At 65.6% G+C, this 16,907-nt stretch carries 19 protein-coding genes; 3 read left to right on the forward strand and 16 right to left on the reverse strand.

All coding sequences use genetic code 11. The features are described from left to right. The first annotated feature begins 40 nt into the window (after positions 1–40). Positions 41–1,498 carry an MATE family efflux transporter gene (locus WFP78_RS15040; protein ID WP_336963928.1) on the forward strand — a complete coding sequence of 486 codons (1,458 nt, stop codon included), beginning with the start codon at positions 41–43 and terminating at the stop codon, positions 1,496–1,498. A gap of 26 nt (positions 1,499–1,524) precedes the next feature. On the opposite strand, the gene WFP78_RS15045 is transcribed toward WFP78_RS15040, so the two are convergent. The 5 genes from WFP78_RS15045 to WFP78_RS15065 all read right to left on the reverse strand — a co-directional run bounded on the left by WFP78_RS15045 (position 1,525) and on the right by WFP78_RS15065 (position 7,694). Then, positions 1,525–3,186: an ATP-binding protein gene (locus tag WFP78_RS15045; protein ID WP_336963931.1), complete on the reverse strand. Its 1,662-nt coding sequence runs from the start codon at positions 3,184–3,186 to the stop codon at positions 1,525–1,527. A 182-nt stretch (positions 3,187–3,368) separates the two neighbouring features. Beyond that, a complete protein-coding gene (locus tag WFP78_RS15050; protein ID WP_419722976.1) occupies positions 3,369–4,097 on the reverse strand; it encodes a TIGR02186 family protein in 729 nt (242 codons plus the stop codon). Positions 4,098–4,144: 47 nt separating this feature from the next. Further along, complete coding sequence (locus WFP78_RS15055) at positions 4,145–5,059, reverse strand: sulfite exporter TauE/SafE family protein (RefSeq protein ID WP_336963937.1); 915 nt, start codon at positions 5,057–5,059, stop codon at positions 4,145–4,147. Between the two features lie 89 nt (positions 5,060–5,148). Next, the gene (locus tag WFP78_RS15060) at positions 5,149–6,273 is read right to left on the reverse strand and encodes a hypothetical protein (RefSeq protein ID WP_336963939.1); all 1,125 of its coding nucleotides are present in this window, start codon (positions 6,271–6,273) and stop codon (positions 5,149–5,151) included. Continuing rightward, positions 6,270–7,694 (reverse strand): glycosyl transferase family protein, encoded by a 1,425-nt coding sequence (locus WFP78_RS15065; protein WP_336963942.1) that lies wholly within the window; start codon positions 7,692–7,694, stop codon positions 6,270–6,272. Before WFP78_RS15065 ends, WFP78_RS15060 begins: the two co-directional genes overlap by 4 nt. Before the next feature lie 101 nt (positions 7,695–7,795). Here WFP78_RS15065 and nhaA point away from each other — a divergent pair, with 101 nt between their 5' ends. Continuing rightward, positions 7,796–9,079, forward strand: coding sequence for a Na+/H+ antiporter NhaA (nhaA, locus tag WFP78_RS15070; RefSeq protein WP_336963945.1), 1,284 nt, complete (start codon positions 7,796–7,798; stop codon positions 9,077–9,079). A 94-nt stretch (positions 9,080–9,173) separates the two neighbouring features. Continuing rightward, the gene (locus tag WFP78_RS15075; protein WP_336963949.1) at positions 9,174–9,323 is read left to right on the forward strand and encodes a hypothetical protein; all 150 of its coding nucleotides are present in this window, start codon (positions 9,174–9,176) and stop codon (positions 9,321–9,323) included. 61 nt (positions 9,324–9,384) lie between these two features. Here WFP78_RS15075 and WFP78_RS15080 read toward each other — a convergent pair whose 3' ends face one another. The 11 genes from WFP78_RS15080 to WFP78_RS15130 all read right to left on the reverse strand — a co-directional run bounded on the left by WFP78_RS15080 (position 9,385) and on the right by WFP78_RS15130 (position 16,677). After that, on the reverse strand, positions 9,385–9,783 hold the full coding sequence (locus WFP78_RS15080) for a hypothetical protein (RefSeq protein WP_336963952.1): 399 nt from the start codon (positions 9,781–9,783) through the stop codon (positions 9,385–9,387). Between the two features lie 130 nt (positions 9,784–9,913). Further along, the gene (locus WFP78_RS15085; protein ID WP_336963954.1) at positions 9,914–10,210 is read right to left on the reverse strand and encodes a cupin domain-containing protein; all 297 of its coding nucleotides are present in this window, start codon (positions 10,208–10,210) and stop codon (positions 9,914–9,916) included. A gap of 88 nt (positions 10,211–10,298) precedes the next feature. Continuing rightward, a complete protein-coding gene (locus WFP78_RS15090) occupies positions 10,299–11,228 on the reverse strand; it encodes an electron transfer flavoprotein subunit alpha/FixB family protein (RefSeq protein ID WP_336963956.1) in 930 nt (309 codons plus the stop codon). Further along, positions 11,225–11,974, reverse strand: coding sequence for an electron transfer flavoprotein subunit beta/FixA family protein (locus WFP78_RS15095; protein WP_336963958.1), 750 nt, complete (start codon positions 11,972–11,974; stop codon positions 11,225–11,227). The genes WFP78_RS15090 and WFP78_RS15095 overlap by 4 nt, the downstream gene beginning before the upstream one ends. A 112-nt stretch (positions 11,975–12,086) precedes the next feature. Further along, a complete protein-coding gene (gene sucC / locus WFP78_RS15100; protein WP_336963961.1) occupies positions 12,087–13,286 on the reverse strand; it encodes an ADP-forming succinate--CoA ligase subunit beta in 1,200 nt (399 codons plus the stop codon). A gap of 268 nt (positions 13,287–13,554) precedes the next feature. After that, entirely contained in the window at positions 13,555–13,923 is a 369-nt protein-coding gene (locus WFP78_RS15105; protein WP_336964046.1) for a hypothetical protein, read from the reverse strand. Positions 13,924–14,108: 185 nt separating this feature from the next. After that, entirely contained in the window at positions 14,109–14,303 is a 195-nt protein-coding gene (locus WFP78_RS15110; RefSeq protein WP_336963964.1) for a hypothetical protein, read from the reverse strand. Positions 14,304–14,605: 302 nt separating this feature from the next. After that, positions 14,606–14,956: a glycine zipper 2TM domain-containing protein gene (locus WFP78_RS15115; protein WP_336963967.1), complete on the reverse strand. Its 351-nt coding sequence runs from the start codon at positions 14,954–14,956 to the stop codon at positions 14,606–14,608. A 47-nt stretch (positions 14,957–15,003) separates the two neighbouring features. Further along, the gene (locus WFP78_RS15120; RefSeq protein ID WP_336963970.1) at positions 15,004–15,198 is read right to left on the reverse strand and encodes a hypothetical protein; all 195 of its coding nucleotides are present in this window, start codon (positions 15,196–15,198) and stop codon (positions 15,004–15,006) included. Positions 15,199–15,370: 172 nt separating this feature from the next. Further along, positions 15,371–15,976, reverse strand: coding sequence for a hypothetical protein (locus tag WFP78_RS15125; RefSeq protein ID WP_336963973.1), 606 nt, complete (start codon positions 15,974–15,976; stop codon positions 15,371–15,373). A gap of 11 nt (positions 15,977–15,987) precedes the next feature. Continuing rightward, complete coding sequence (locus tag WFP78_RS15130) at positions 15,988–16,677, reverse strand: hypothetical protein (RefSeq protein WP_336963976.1); 690 nt, start codon at positions 16,675–16,677, stop codon at positions 15,988–15,990. Between the last annotated feature and the right edge of the window lie 230 nt (positions 16,678–16,907).

The following is a 16,907-nucleotide window of genomic DNA, read 5'->3' on the forward strand; positions in this document are numbered from 1 at the left end:
CGGGCATGTCCAGGCGATGAGACGACGGGAGGGGGACGGCATGGCGACAGCGGCGAGCGCACCAAAGCGGCGTGATTTGACGACCGGCCCTATCGGTCGCACGCTGCTGCTGTTCGCGGTGCCCACGCTGGCGTCCAATATCCTCCAGTCGCTGAACGGATCGATCAACTCGGTCTGGGTCGGGCGTTTCCTGGGCGAGGATGCGCTGGCGGCGACGGCCAATGCCAATGTCATCATGTTCCTCATGTTCTCGGCGGTGTTCGGCTTCGGCCTGGCCTCCACCGTGATGGTGGGGCAGGCGATGGGGCGGCGGGACATCGCCGCCGCGCGCGAGGCGTTCGGCGCCGCCATCGGCTTCTGCCTCGGCCTGTCGATGATCGTTGCCGTCGCGGGCTGGATCTTCGCGCCGGACATCCTGCGCGGCCTGTCCACGCCGGCCAATGCCTATCCCATGGCGCTCGCCTATCTGCGGATCATCTTCCTGGCGATGCCCGCGATGCAGATCGTGGTGATGCTAATGATGGGCCTGCGCGGGGCGGGAGATTCGATGACGCCGCTGTGGTTCATGATCCTCTCGGTGATCCTCGACGCCGGGTTGAACCCGGTCTTCATCCTTGGGCTGGGGCCGGCACCGGAATTGGGGATCAGGGGCGCGGCGACGGCGACCGCCATCGCCAACTATGTCAGCCTGTTCGCGCTCGTCGCCTATATCTATTGGAAAGACCTGCCGCTGCGGTTGCGTGGGCGCGAACTTGGCTGGCTGCTGCCGCGCTTTGCCGAGCTTCGGCTGCTGGTCGTCAAGGGCTTCCCGATGGGCGTGCAGATGATCGTGCTGTCCGGCGCGGGGCTGATGATGGTCGGCCTGGTCAACCAGCAGGGCCTGCTCACCACCGCCGCCTATGGCGCGGCGCAGCAGATATGGACCTATATCCAGATGCCGGCGATGGCGATCGGCGGCGCTGTCAGCGCCATGGCGGCGCAGAATATCGGCGCGGGTCGGTGGGACCGGGTGAACAGCACCGCGCGCAGCGGCATCGCCATGCATTGCCTGATCACCGGCGTCGTCATCACGCTGATCCTGCTGTTCGACCGGCCGGTGCTGGCGCTGTTCCTGGGCGCGGCCAGCCCGGCCATCGACATCGCCCGGCACATGCAGTTCCTGGCGAGCTGGAGCTTCCTGATCTTCGGCATTTCCATGGTGCTCTTCGGCATCATGCGCGCCAATGGCGTCGTGCTGCGGCCGCTGTTCGTGCTTGCCTTTGCGATGTTCCCGGTGCGGCTGGGCTTTTATCACTTCGCCTATCCGGCCATCGGCGCGGACGCCCTGTGGATCGCCTTTCCGGTCGGGTCGATCGTGGCGGCGGCCTGCGCCCTGGCGCTCTATCTGGAGGGCAGCTGGCGCAAGGCGAGGCCGATGGTGCCGCCGCATGCGCCGGAGGACGGCGAGACGGCGCAGGCATCCGATGTCCCGGCCGGCCGTGTCGCGCCGGCCGAGTGACGCCAGCCGAGTGACAAGGCCGCCATTCAGCGCCCCTGGTTGCGCCAGCGGCTGACGGTGCGTTCCAATATTTCCTGCTCGCCGCCGGTCTGGCACCACAGGTCGGAGAAGCTGGGGTCGCTGGAGGCGGGGCGGCGATGTTCCTCCAGCGTGTCGAGCGCGACGCGGATCGGCACGGCGACGCCTTCGCCGCAGATGATGCATTCGCGGTTGCGCAGCGCCGGGATGGAATCGAGGAAGCCGCGCGCGCCTTCGGGCATGGCGGCCTTCACGAAGGCCTGGTCGCGATCGTTGTTCAGGCGCATGGCGATGATGGTGCCGCATTGCGACAGCACGCCTTCGGCAAGGTCGGACGGGCGCTGGGTGATGAGGCCCAGCGAGACGCCGTATTTACGGCCTTCCTTGGCGATCCGCTCCAGGATCTTGCGCACCGCCTGACCGCCGCCGGTGGTGGTGTTGGGGATGTAGCGATGCGCCTCCTCGCAGATGAGCAGGATGGGCCGCTGCGGCTCCGTGCGCGCCCAGATCGCATAGTCGAACACCATGCGCGAGAGCACCGACACCACGACCGAGGTGATGTCGGACGGCATGGCCGACACGTCGATGATCGAGATGGGCTTGCCGTCGGAGGGCAGGCGGAAGATCTTGGCGAGGAACGCCTGCATGGTGTCGGCCACCAGCATGCCGGAGAACATGAAGCTGTAGCGTGGGTCGCCCTTGATCTCCTCGATCTTGGTCTTCAGGCGCAGATAGGGGAGGGTGCCGGTGCCCTTGTCCAGCTTGCCCATTTCATTCTGCAGGATCGTCGTCAGGTCCGACAGCAGATAGGGGATGGGGGAATCGACGGTCAGGCGCGCGGCGCCTTCGGCCAGCCGATTCCTGCCGCGCGCGGCCAGCAGGCATTTGGCCAGGATGTCCCGGTCCATGGTGCGCTCGGCGCCCTGCGAGGTGACGAAGACCTCGCAATGCTCCTCGAAATTCATCAGCCAATAGGGCAAGGCAAGGTTGTTGATATCGAAGATCGCGCCATTATCCCGGAAGGCCGCGCCATATTCGCCATGCGGGTCGATCATCACGATATGGCCCTGCGGCGCGAGATCGCAGATGCGGTGGAGGATCAGCGCGGCGCTGGTCGACTTGCCGGTGCCGGTGGAGCCCAGCAGCGCGAAATGCTTGCCCAGCATGGAGTCGACATAGAGCGCAGCGGGCGTGTCCTGCGTGGGATAGACGGTGCCGACGCGGACATGGGCGCGATCGTCGGCGGCATAGATCTGGTGCATGTCGGCGGTGGAGACGGGGAAGATTTCCGTGCCCGGCGTCGGATAGCGGGTGATGCCGCGGCGGAAGTGGGCGATGCGGCCGCTGCCCGCTTCCTCGTCGCCCTCGCCCAGAAAGTCGATATCGGCGACGATGATGTTGGGATCGCGCCGGTCCAGCGTGACCGCGCGGATACTGGCGATCAGCCACACGCCGCCCACGCGCATCTTCACCTGGCTGCCGACCTGGCCCGCCATGCGGATGGACTGATCGGCATGATCGGCGAAGGAGGAGAGGCCACGGGTGTCGATCAGGATCTGGGAACTGGACCCGGCGATCTGGAACACGACACCCATCGCACCGTTGAATGGCCCGCTTGTCGCCCTGGCGCCGTGCATCGCGAACTGTTCCGATCCGGTCATGTGATTCATGTGGTTCCCCCGCCGGCCACGCGTCTTTATCGCATCGGCCAGCGGGTGAGATTAGATCGCAAACGTAAAGATTGGCTTAGAGCGCGTGGCGTTCGATCCGGCGCATGTCGCGCAAGCTCATTTCATTTCCCCGTCGCTTTGCGAAAAGCCGATGCCCGGGGCACATGCGACCGGGCCGGGCATCAGATCCGCCGCGCGATGGCGCCCGCCCCCCATCCCATGCCGACGGCAAGGGCGATGGCGGTGAGGCCGTAGAGGAAGGACCAGTCGGTCGCGGCCAGCGCGATGAAGCGTTCGAAACTGGATTTCTGCACGGTGATGTCGCGCACCGCCGCCGCGACGACGCGCCCGTCCTGGATGAGGAAGGTTTCGGCGGTGTAATTGCCCACCAGCACGCGGGCGGAGAGGGGCAGGCGGGCGCGATAGAGCACGCTGTCGGTGATCTCCACCGTGCCCGGCCGCTCGACATAGAGGCCGTTGCGGCGGCGCAGGTCGACCAGCCCCGCCTGGAAGCGCTCCATTTCGGCATTTTCGTTGATGGAGGAGGGGGAGAGTTGCAGCTTGTCGACGCCCAGTTCGTAGATGGCGGCGGTGCGTTCATCGACGATCCGGTCGATCGGGCGGGACGATGCCATGGCGTAGAAGCTGGGGGCGGAGCGGAAGGCGGCGCTGTCCGCATTGACCCAGATGCCGGCGACCTTCTGTTTCTCGCGCATGGTGATCGACTGGGCCGGGCCTTTCAGCACGACGACGATGTCGGCGGGGCGGCGCGGCGGGCGGCCATCGGGATAGACGATGGCGCCGAACAGCAGCAGTTCGGCGCCGGTGAAGCTGTACTGGATTTCCACCGAGCGCTGCGACACGTCGGGCACGAGGATGGGCGCGCGCACGGCATCGGCCGCCGTCAGCATCAGCCAGCAGCCGAGCAGGGCGGTGGCGAACGCTGCCCGCCGCGCCCTCATCGCACCTGCACCGTATAGATTTCATCGGGCCGCCAGCCCAGGCCCAGCGCCATGCGGATCGCAACCACCAGCACGACGAAGGCCAGCACGATGCGCAGATATTCCGGCCGCACCTTCATGGTGATGCGGGTGCCGACCTGCGCGCCCACGACGCTGCCGATCAGCAGCAGCAGCGCCAGCACCAGGTCGACCGCCTTGGTCGTCAGGCTGTGGATCATCGTCGTCGCGATGGTGACGAACAGGATCTGGAACAGCGACGTGCCGACCACGACCTGAGTCGTCATGCCCAGCAGATAGAGCATGGCGGGCACCATGATGAAGCCGCCGCCCACGCCCAGCAACATGGTGAGGATGCCCGTCGCCGCGCCCAGCAGGAAGGGGGCGAGCGGGGAAATATAAAGGCCCGAGCGGTAGAAGCGCCAGCGCATCGGCAGCGCTGCGACCAGCGGGTGATGGCGGCGCTTGCGGGCCGGGGGGTGCTGGCCGGTGCGCATGGCGACCAGCGCGTGGATGGATTCCTGCGCCATCAGCAGGCCGATGGAGCCCAGCATCAGCACATAGAGGATGCCGATGACGGTATCGATCTGCCCCACCTTCTGCAGCAGGCGGAACAGCAGCGCGCCGATGCCCGCGCCGACAAGGCCGCCCGCCACCATCACCGCGCCCATATGGACGTCGACCGTCTTGCGATGCAGGTGCGTGACGACGCCCGAGACGCTGGCGCCCGTCACCTGCGTTGCCGCCGATGCCGCGGCGACCGTGGGTGGGATGCCGTAGAAGATGAGCAGCGGCGTCGTCAGAAAACCGCCGCCCACGCCGAACATGCCGGAAAGCAGGCCGACGATGCCACCCAGGCCGATGATGACCAGCGCATTCACGGAGAGATTGGCGATGGGGAGATAAAGGTCCATTGTCGGCGCGATCCTAGAGCGTTTCCACCGTGAGCGGAAACCCTCTTTCCCCTTGCGATCGCATTTTCGGATCGCATGGCTGCGAACGGTCAGAAGTTGCTCGCCAGCGTGATTGCCGGGCCGGAGCCGGGCCGTGCATTTCCCGCGATCCGTGTGCGCCAGCCGGCATCCAGCCGCAGGGTGCCGCCCGCGACCTTGAGCTTCGCGCGAAGCTCCGGGCCGAAATCGAGGCGCGCGACCTGCGGTTGCGCGCCGCCCGACAGGCCAAGGCCAAGGGCGATGCGGCCGTCCCCGACCGGGCGCAGCAGGGACAGGCGGCCATCGCCAAAGGCATCGCGGCTGCGGGCGCCGACCATGCCGGCCTGCGCATAGCCATCCAGCGCGATCCTGCCGGGAAGGGCGAGCGGGCCGATGCCGGCCGCGCCCATGATGGCCATGGCGTCGCGATCGCCAGTGCCCAGCGCGATCCGGCGCTCGATCCCGATGGTGAAGGGCACGGCGCGCACGGGTTGCAGCGCGATGCCGAGGGCGGCTTCGGGCGATGCGGGCTGGACGAAGGCGCGGGACAGGCGGGCATAGCCGGTCAGGCGCCCGCCGCCGGCGCCGCCCGCCAGCAGTTCCCGGTCGATCCGCATGCCGGCCTGCGACGCGCCCAGCCTGCCCGTGCCGGCATTGGCATGGCCGTCCATGCCGGGGCGCCACAAGGCCCAGATCGACAGTTGCCAGCGGTCGGATGCCCCGGACCTTGCGCGTCTGGGAAAGCCGAGGCCGGGCGGGAAGCCGGCCAGTGCCCCGGTGCCATCATGCGCCGTGCCCCGATCGAGGGATGCCGGGCCTTTGCCGGCGGCATAGCCATGGGATTCTGCGGCCAGGGAAGACGCAACCAGGGAAGGCGCGGGTAAGGCGGGCGCCGGTGGGGAAAGCGTGGGCAGGAGGGCCGCCATGCCGTGGGCGCCGGCCATGGCCGGGGTGACATGCGGTGGGAGCGGGCGTCCATAGGAGACCGTCGGCGCCCCGATGGGCCCAGGCGCGACCGATGCCGTCCGCCGGGGCGTCGGCGCCGCGGATGGCGGGGGATGATCCGCATGGGCGACAGTGGCCTGCAATGGCCGCGCCATGCCGAAGTCGAGGCTTTGCGCCAGCCGCGCGCCGGACCAGCACAGCATCACGACCAGCAGGAAACGCAACGGGCGGCCGCGCGCCGGCTTCGTCATGCGGCGGGGGTTGGCATTGCGGCCGGGAAGACATGCGGCGTCTTGTCCCAGATCAGCGGATGGCCGCGCAGGGTGCCGAGATAGATGAAGATCGCCCGTCGCGCGGCAAGGATCGCGACCAGATTGGCGACAAAGGTGCGCGGCACCGACAGCAGCCCCTGCGTCCAGCCATGCGCGCGCGTCACGAACAGCATGCGGATGATGAGCCGCCAGGCCATCAGCACGCCGGTCGCCAGCAGCAGCATGGAGAGCAGGGGGGAGGGGGACAGGTGGGAAGGCGCGCCGGCCAGCGCCAGCATCCAGATCGGCAGTTGCAGCACGAGCGAGAGATAGGCGGCGAACAGGATCAGCGCGGCCAGCGCGGCGCGGCGGTCGCGCAGGCGCATCCAGCGTTCGGCCAGGCCATTGCCCCAGCCCATGCGATCCCAGCCGGCAAGCGCGATGCCCACCGTCCAGCGCGCCTTCTGCCGGACGGCGAGGCGCAGCGTGTCGGGGAAATGCTCGCGCGTGCAGACGATCTCGCCCAGCGCATCGGCCATGCGCACGAAGACGCTGCGGCCGCCATGCTCCACGATCCGCAGGCCGATCTCATAATCCTCCGTCAGCGAACCGGGATCGAAGGGATGGCCACCCTGTTCGGCCGCCAGCCGCGCCAGTGCGGCGCGGGAAAAGGCGCAACCCACGCCCGCGCTTGGCACCGCCGCGCCGATCGCCTCCCGCACGCACAGATATTTGCCGTGCGCTTCGGCGAATTCATCCAGATAGTGGCCGGAGACCCAGCTGCCATATTGGCTCTTATATGGTTTGACCGGCAGCTGCACCAGATCGAACCGGTCGGCCATGCGATCCAGCAGGCGCAGCGCATCGGGATGCACGACATCTTCGGCATCGTGCAGGATCACGGCCTTGTAGCGCTGGCCGGTGGCGGCTTCGTCGCGCAGCATCGCGTCCCACAGGGCATTGAGGCAATCGGCCTTGGTCGTGGGGCCGGGGCGGGCGGTGACGACCGGCATGATGACGGGCCGGTCGCGGGCAGCGGCGGCGACGATGCCGATGGTCGCGGGATCATTGGGATAGGCGCCCACGAAGACGCGGTAGCGCGCCGCGCCCCATTTGCCCGTCAGGTCGCGCAGCATCTGGCCGATGACCGCCGCTTCATCCCAGGCCGGCACGAAAATGGCGAGCGGCGCGCGGTCGACGGCGTCCGGCAGGGTCGCGGTCGTCATCGGCTGGTAGCGGCTGTAGATGAACAGGCGGCGCCACAGCCAGCGCCAGAAGAACAGGATGTCGATCAGCGCATCGTCCAGCCCGCCCAGAACCAGTCCGCAAGCGGCGAACAGCATGATTTCATGCTGTGCGCCCGCCAGGAGAAAGGCGAGGATTTCCGGTGTGTTGATGACATGCCCCCATGACGTCACCATGCCATGTGCCGTGAAATCATTGTGCTGTGCAAGATGATTATTGCAGGTGCGAAAAGAACGGCCATTTGACCCGTGGAAGCGCTATCCCTACCCTTGCACCCATGACACTGGACAAAGGGCTGGACGTGAACGGGCGGACGAACCCATCGGCGCTGCGCGACTTCCTCGCAAGCGAGGCCGGCGGCGGCGTTCTGCTGATGGCGGCGGCGGCGCTGGCGCTGCTGCTTGCCAATTTTTCGGCGGAAAGCGGGCATTTCTACCATGCAATCACGCATGCGACGACGGGGCCGGTGCTGGCGGGCACGCTGGGGCCGATGACGGTGCATCTGTGGATCAACGATGGGTTGATGGCGCTGTTCTTCCTGCTCGTGGGGCTGGAGATCAAGCGGGAATGTGTCGACGGGCGCCTTTCCAGCTGGGACAAGCGCGTGCTGCCGGCAATCGCGGCGGCGGCGGGCATGGCCGTGCCTGCCTGTATCTACCTTGCAGTTGCGAAGGGCGCGCCGGGCCTTGGCAATGGCTGGGCGATCCCGGCCGCGACGGACATCGCCTTTGCGATCGGTGTGCTGGCGCTGCTGGGCAGCCGGGCGCCGCTGTCGCTCAAGCTGTTCCTGACGACGGTTGCCATCGTGGACGATATGGGCGCGGTCGGCATCATCGCGGTCTTCTATACCGATGGGCTGGCATGGGGTGCGCTGGCCGCCGCCGCCGCCGTCCTCGCGATCATGTTCGCGCTCAACCGCATGGGCGTGAAGGCATTGCCGGTCTATCTGCTGGGCTTCGCGCTGCTTTGGTATGCGGTGCTGCTCTCCGGCGTGCATGCGACCATCGCGGGCGTGCTGGCGGCGCTTGCCGTGCCGATCCGCCGGACGCCGGGCGCGCCCGATGCCGTGGACAGCCCGCTGCACCGGCTGGAACATGCACTGCATCCCTGGAGCGCCTATGTCATCGTGCCGCTATTCGGTTTTGCCAATGCCGGCGTCGCATTGTCCGGCATCGGGCTGGCCGATATCGTCGCGCCTTTACCTTTGGGGGTCGCGGCGGGCCTGTTCCTGGGCAAGCAGCTGGCGATCTTTGCCGCGGTCTGGCTCTGCGTGCGGATCGGCATCGCGACGCGGCCGCGCGGGGCGACATGGCTACAGATCTATGGTGTCGCGATGCTGTGCGGCATCGGCTTCACCATGAGCCTGTTCATCGGCGGCCTCGCCTTTCCCGGTGCGCCGGAACTGGTGGAGGATGCGAAGATCGGCATCCTGATGGGATCGGTCGTCTCGGCGCTGGCGGGCTTCGTGCTGCTGCGGTTCGCGCCGCTGCACCCCGACCATGCATACGAGGAAGCGGCGCAGGCGGGCGAGATCGACGCCGATGGGGATGTGGCGGAGTAGGGTGTGGTGGCGGCTTGCGACCATTTTTTGCCGAAAACTATCGCCAATATCATTCCTGATTGCAGACGTTCTGGTAGGCAGGCATCGTACCAAAATGGCGTGGCTTGCTGAAATTATAATCCAAGGCTTTTGGGAAGGCGTGGTCGAACTATCCTATCGAAAATGGGGATGGATCGGCGGTGCGGCAGCGTTGCTAGGGCCTTTCATCATCGGCGGCTTACTGCTGTGGATAATCTTTGGCTGACGGCATCCGCAAACGACCATTTTTGGTCATCAAACGCACGATCCATGTGCCTCCAAACCGGTCAACTAAAATGGCCTCCTGCCGCATCGGCAAAAGCGGCTTCAACTTCGGAGAGTTGATCGTTCGACAACCCTAAGCGTCGAAGATGGGGTAGGCTCTTCGCTAACCCGCCTACATACTCCCTGAGTTGATCCTCAAGGCTCCCATTTACGAAAACATCATAGAAAAGATGAGGTGCGCAATCATAAAGCTGTTGCTTGATTCTTATCCGCGATCTTTCTTTGTAATGGTCGTGCATGTCGGTCGGCATGATGATTGGAACATAGCGCAGTTCAATCGGTGAGGCCTTGAGCGTGCCACTTGCAAAACGCTTTTGAAGAAAATCGCCAATTGGTCCCGCACAGCGCATCAGTGCCGCGTCTGCGGGCATGTGACTTTCTGACGACCAACTGAATTTCATGTGAGGCTCCACAGTCGTGCTAGCGATAAGCACAGCGCATCCCTTAGCTTTCCGATGTCCGATTGTTGCACGAAAGCGTCCCAAACCTGCCTGTCTGAAATCCACCCAAATCGACATAAGCGGCTCCGACTCACTCCTCCTGGGGGAGGCCCATATGCACGGCTAGCCAGACGGTGGGCTCGTCGGGCGCGGTGAACGTTACCCAATGGCGTATGCCGCCGGGGATCAGCATGTGGTCGCCCGGGGCGAGCGCGCATTCCTCGCGGCCTTCCAGCAGCAGGCGGGCGTTGCCGGAGATCAGCGTCACCCATTCGTCATGGGCCTGAACATAGGGCTGGTCGGGCGGGGTCGTCTGTCCGTGGGAGACGATGCGCTCGATCAGCAGGCCGGGCCGGCGCAGCAGGGGTTCGAAAATCTCGGCGCTCACTGGCGGCATCCCATGTCTGGGGCCTATGCAAAAGGCCCCGGCGGGCTTCTCACCGGGGCCTTCTGCTTTCAGGGCAGGATCGCGCGGATCACAGCTTGGCGGTGAGTTCCGGCACGATCTTGAAGAGATCGCCGACCAGGCCGACATCGGCGACCTGGAAGATCGGCGCATCCTCGTCCTTGTTGATGGCGATGATGGTCTTGCTGTCCTTCATGCCGGCCAGATGCTGGATCGCGCCGGAGATGCCGACCGCGACATAGACTTCGGGCGCCACGATCTTGCCGGTCTGGCCGACCTGATAGTCGTTGGGCACATAGCCCGCGTCGACCGCCGCGCGCGATGCGCCGACGGCCGCGCCGAGCTTGTCGGCGAGCGGCATGATATATTCCTCGAACGTGGGTCCGTCCTTCAGCGCACGGCCGCCCGAAACGATGATCTTCGCGCTGGTGAGTTCAGGACGCTCCGACTTGGCGATCTCCGCGCCCACGAAGGACGAGATACCCTTGTCGCCGGTGGAGGAGACGGCCTCGACCGCGCCCGATCCGCCGTCACGCGCCGCCTTTTCAAAGGCGGTGCCGCGCACGGTGATCACCTTCTTGGCGTCCTTCGAGCGGACGGTGGCGATGGCGTTGCCGGCATAGGTCGGGCGGGTGAACGTGTCCTCGCTCTCGACCGACAGGATGTCGCTGATCTGCATGACGTCGAGCAGCGCGGCGACGCGCGGCGCGATGTTCTTGCCGTTGCTGGTGGCGGGCGCGACGAAGGCGTCGTGATGCCCCATCAGGTCCACGATCAGCGGCGCGACATTCTCCGGCAGCGCATGGCCGAAGGCCGCGTCGTCGGCGACATGGACCTTGCCCACGCCGGCGATCTTCGCGGCCTCGGCGGCGACGCCGTCGACGCCGGCACCGGCGACGATCAGATGTACTTCACCCAGCTTCGCAGCGGCGGTGATGGCGGAGAGGGTCGCGTCCTTGACGGCGCCGCCCTCATGTTCGACCCAGACGAGCGTCTTCATGCGGCAACTCCCAGGCTTTTCAGTTTCGCAACCAGTTCATCGACATCGGCAACCTTCACGCCGGCAACGCGCTTGGGCGGCTCGGCAACCTTGAGCGTTTCCAGGCGCGGGCTGATGTCCACGCCATAATCGGCGGGGGTCTTGTTCGCCAGCGGCTTGGCTTTCGCCTTCATGATGTTGGGCAGCGAGGCGTAGCGCGGTTCATTGAGGCGCAGGTCGGTGGTGACGATCGCGGGGACGGAAAGCTTCACCGTCTCCAGGCCGCCATCGACTTCGCGGGTCACGTCGACCGTGTCGCCCGATACTTCGACCTTCGATGCGAAGGTGCCCTGCGGCAGGCCGAGCAGCGCGGCGAGCATCTGGCCGGTCTGGTTGCTGTCGTCATCGATCGCCTGCTTGCCCAGGATCACCAGGCCCGGCTGTTCTTCCTCATAGACCTTGGCGAGCAGCTTGGCGACGCCCAGCGGCTCCACTTCGTCGTCGGTCTGGATCAGGATCGCGCGGTCGGCGCCCATGGCGAGCGAGGTGCGCAGCGTTTCCTGCGCCTTGGCCGGGCCGATGGAGACCACCACGATCTCGGTCGCGACGCCCTTTTCCTTCAGGCGGATGGCTTCCTCGACCGCGATCTCGTCAAAGGGGTTCATGCTCATCTTGACGTTCGCAAGATCAACGCCTGTTCCGTCCGCCTTCACCCGCAGCTTCACATTGTAATCGATCACCCGTTTCACGGGTACAAGGATTTTCATTTCATCATCCTCCAGTTGCTGCGCCTCTTGTCCCCTGCACGGGCAAGGACGCGGCCGCCTTTTTCAAGGCTGCCGCGTCCCTTGGCGCGTTTAGTCGTGATGTGCAAGCCGATCAGGCGGCTTGCTTCACTTGTGCGACGATCTTCTTCGCCGCGTCGCCCAGATCGTCCGCCGGGACGATGGCAAGGCCGGATGCGGCGAGGATTTCCTTGCCCTGCTGGACGTTCGTGCCTTCAAGGCGAACGACCAGCGGCACGGAAAGGTTCACTTCCTTGGCGGCAGCGACGATGCCCTCGGCAATGATGTCGCACTTCATGATGCCGCCGAAGATGTTAACCAGGATGCCCTTCACATTGGGATCGGCCAGGATGATCTTGAAGGCGGACGTCACCTTCTCCTTGCTGGCGCCGCCGCCAACGTCGAGGAAGTTCGCGGGGAACATGCCGTTGAGCTTGATGATGTCCATCGTCGCCATGGCCAGACCCGCGCCGTTCACCATGCAGCCGATGTCGCCATCCAGCTTGATATAGGCGAGGTCGTATTTGGAGGCTTCCAGCTCGGCCGGGTCTTCCTCGGTCTCGTCGCGCAGTGCCACCAGGTCCTTGTGACGGAACAGGGCGTTGCCGTCGAAGCCGACCTTGGCGTCGAGCACATAGAGCTTGTCGTCGGTGGTGACGGCGAGCGGGTTGATCTCGATCTGCGCGGCGTCGGTGTCCAGGAACGCGTCATAGAGCGACGAGGCGACCTTGGCGGCCTGCTTGGCGAGGTCGCCGGTCAGGCCCAGGGCGGCGGCGACGGCGCGGCCGTGATGCGGCTGGAAGCCGGTGGCCGGATCGACGGCGAAGGTGTGGATCTTCTCGGGCGTCGAATGGGCGACTTCCTCGATGTCCATGCCGCCTTCGGTCGACACGACGAACGCGACGCGGCCGGTGGCGCGGTCAACGAGCAGGGCGAGGTAGAATTCCTTGGCGATGTCGGCGCCGTCGGTCACGTACAGGCGGTTCACCTGCTTGCCGGCGGGGCCGGTCTGGATGGTGACCAGCGTGTTGCCGAGCATGTCGGTCGCGGCGGCTTTCACATCGTCCAGCGTCTTGGCCAGGCGCACACCGCCCTTGGCTTCAGGCGGCAGTTCCTTGAACTTGCCCTTGCCGCGGCCGCCGGCGTGAATCTGCGCCTTGACGACGAAAAGCGGCCCGGGGAGCTTCTTGGCGGCCTCGACAGCTTCCTCGACGGTGAAGGCGGCATAGCCGGCGGGCACGGGCGCGCCATATTTCGCCAGCAGTTCCTTGGCCTGATATTCGTGAATGTTCATGGAAAGCCTGTCCCCTGAATGGTGCGGTGCAATGCACAGGGCATAAGCACAGCTGCAGGGCGATTTCCAGCGTGACTTCGCAAAATGGCTTTGCAAAATTGCAAAGTGCCGGGAAGGCGTAGGGTCAGCCTGGAGCGTCATAAGACAAATGTGGATCGCCCGCCTCGCTCGCTCCCGGATCGGGGGCCGTACTGCTCTTCCGAAGAAAGGGACAAGGCTTTGGCAGGCTCAGCCCGAACGGGCTGGAACCGGCTTTCTCAAACGGTCTCTAACCGGAAATGGCGCAGCTCAAGGCGGCCTTGCTGGTCACGACGAAAATCTCCGGGTCTTCCAGCGCGCGGACCTTGTGCAGGAACTGGTCGATCGACAGGCGATGCAGGTCGGCGCCACGCACCTTGGACAGCGATTGCAGGCGGCGCAGCTGCACCAGGCTCAGGCGATCCACCATCCGGTCGGCCATGCAGGCGGCGAGCGGCGGGGGGAGCCCTGCATCCATCAGGCCCGTGCGCACGCGGGTTTCCGGCGTAGCGCAGGCGGAGAGGGCGAGCAGGGCGGCGAGCGCCGCAGCGGGCGCGCGGTGGCGGAGCAGGTGCCCGGGCAAGAAGTTGTGCAGGGCGTTACGCAGGGTTTTGGGCATGGTCATGGCCATCGGCATGCACCGGCAAGCCTGAACGGGAGTTTTACGGGCGCCCCTACGGCCTGTCTCCGGAGGCAACCGAGGGGAAGGAAAGGCGAGCGATCACAGGCAGGCGCGCAAAGGCGGCGCGGCATTCCGTTTTCCGCATCGCGGGCGGCGGTGCGTTGCCCGGCGTCGCGCCGCGATCAGCAGAGGGCGTCTGCGGTGGCGAGTGCCCTGATGGTTGTGGCCCTGCGATTGGCGCGTGCATAATCGCGGACCTGATCGAGATAGGCGCGCGCCATGTCTTCATGGACCGCGCGGCTTTCCGGGCAGGACGCGACCGCTGCCTGAAGCAGCGACATCTGTTGCCTGTGCAGCAAATAATTGACGTCCAACATCGCTGTTCTCCCATCCTCTCCTTGGGGGAAACATCGTGCCGGATGCGGTTGTTATGATTGTACTCGCGACTCCGGCAAGAGATAACATTAGCATGGAATCCGGCGCGAGTCCCAGCCCGTGCCATATGCCTTGCGGCGCGGCGCGTTCGGCGCCTGACCAAGCGTGCGCGGGGACGGGTGAGAGGCTGTCCGTCGCGCGGAAATGGCCGGTCAGTGGGCTGCCCTGGAGGCGGGCATCGCCGACCGACGCCCACCTGTCTTCGCAGCGCCCATCTTCGTCGTGCCCGTCTTCGTAGCGGCCATCATTCGCAGCGCACGTCGTTCTTGTCGATCGCGCGGCCGGCGAGCGCGCCGCCGCCGGCGCCCAGAATGGTGCCCAGCGTCTTCGATCCGCCGGGCGCGATCACATTGCCCAGCACGCCGCCCGCAATCGCGCCGACGATGGTGCCGGTCGTCCCGTCATCCCGCTTGCAATAATAGCGGCCGTCATTGTCGCGGTAGATATAGTCGTTGTCGCGAAGCTGGCGGTGGTGCGGCGGGCGCCGGTCGCCGGGGCGGTCATAGCCATAGCCGCGCCCGCCGCCGCCATCCGACATGCAGGCGCCCAGCGGTAGGCTGGCGAGGATGACGGCGGCAAGGATGGGGGTACGCATGGGATGTCTCCGCATGGAAAGAGGGGCAGGCGGCGCGCGCCGGGGCCTCAGGCGATCGGTTCGGGCGTGCGTCGGCGCGCGGGCGCCGTGCCGGTGGCGGGAGGCTGATCGACGGCGCGGGTGGCGCCCCCGGGGCGGAGGCGGCGGGTCAGGTCGTCCTTGAATTGGGTCAGCGTGCCCTCGTCATGGAGCTTCTTGCCGACATAGGCGACGATGCCGCCCAGAATGAGCATGCGGAGCATGGCGTTTCCTTCCTCTCCTCTACGGGGTTCGAGGGAGTAACGGGTGACGAGGCGAGGGGTTCCGGCCAGCGGTTCGGGGACAGGCGTTGTTGGCCGGGGGCTTTGGCATGGCGCCGGGCCGCTTGCGTTTTGGTGAGCAGGCTTGGCGTGCGGACGCGCGATCAATGTGGCGTCACGGCCTGTTTTGCACCGCTTCCTCATAGGCGGTGCGAGCCTTGGCGATCAGGGCGATGGCGGCTTCGCGGCTGACGATGCCGGTATAGCGGGCCATATTGCCGCAAAAGCCGCCGACGCGTCCTTCCCTCTCCACGCTGACGGTGAGGGGAAGCGTTGTCGTAGAGCCGTCCGCTGCAGCAAATTGCGCCTGGGCGGAGAGTTTCACTTCATTCTTGCAGATATTCTTGAATTCGCCCGTGCCCAGACAGCGCAGCAGGGTGGAGCCCTTCACCATGTGCAGGGTCAGGCCGGACGTGGCGGCCGGCATGGGAGAGGGTGCGGCAGGCGGCGCGGCGAGGAGTTGCAGCAGCAGGGCGGAGACGGGATTTTCCACCTTATATGCCTGGCAATAGATACTGACCACCTTGACGATGTGGTTCGCCGCTGTCGGTTCCGTCAGCGTGACGGGATAGAGCGGTGGGGCGGGCGTGTCGGAAAAGGGGCCTTCGATCCCCTGATCCTGTGCAGCGGCCTCTATCGCTGTCTTGTCCAGGCCATAGTCGACGACACGGGCGGATGCGGGGGCGGTCGCGGCTAGCATGACGCCGGCCGCTACCGCCATGGGCCATGCCCTCATTGCGCCGCGGCGGGCGCCGTTGCGGCGGCGACCTTCGTGGCCTCCTCACGCGCTTTCAGCCGCTTCTTCCAGTCCTTCTTGGTGCTGCCGGTCAGGATGCGGGCGCTTTCCAGCGAGAACTCCTCGGCGAGCTTCTCGCGGATGCCGCCGCCGCGCATCAGCATGCCGCCCCAGCCACCATGGCTGTTCACGACATGGACGTAGAAGGAACCGATGCTCTGCCCATCCTGTGCATTGAGCACCTCGACCTTGCCGGCCAACTCGTCCGAACTGCTGCTGAGCAGGATTGCCATGGCGGCGTTCGCCGTCTTGATCGTCTCCACCGTGACGCGCAGAGTGATGGGGGTGCCCTTTTCCTCCGTCAGGCCCCATTCGTGGGTGACATCCTGCATGACGAGGGGGAACATGACCTCAAAGGGCAACGTATCGTAGCTATCCTTTGATGGATGGCCGGAAACCAGCGCTGCGTCATAGGGCGCGAGCCCGGCCTCCTTGCGCTTTTCCGCTGCCTTCAGCTCGATCTTGTCCAGTTTTTCCTTCGCGGTGTCAGCGATGGACACCTCGACCGTGGCGACATGGTTGTTGTCGATGATTTCCTTAGGCAAATCCTCGATGACCGTGCGCTGTTTTGCGTGCGCAACGGTCCCCATGGCCAGAAATGCGGCCAGAATGACAATCTTCTTCAATGTGTTTCCCCCAGAGAACGCAGCCCCGCGCATCCCCATGTGCGATGGCCGTCGCCTGTATGAAAGGGGTGCTGGAACCGGTCAATCGGGAAAAGCGCGAGGATGGTGGAAAGGAAGATGGACGAATTGGCACTCAAGCCTGAACCGATAGCTTACAATATCGGGCTGTCCCTTTTGATGGCGAGTCTTACGACGCTCTATTAGCGGGTTGTGCAGCATATTCCGTGTTC

The sequence above is a fragment of the Sphingobium aquiterrae genome, from assembly GCF_037154135.1.
Lineage (GTDB): Bacteria > Pseudomonadota > Alphaproteobacteria > Sphingomonadales > Sphingomonadaceae > Sphingobium > Sphingobium aquiterrae.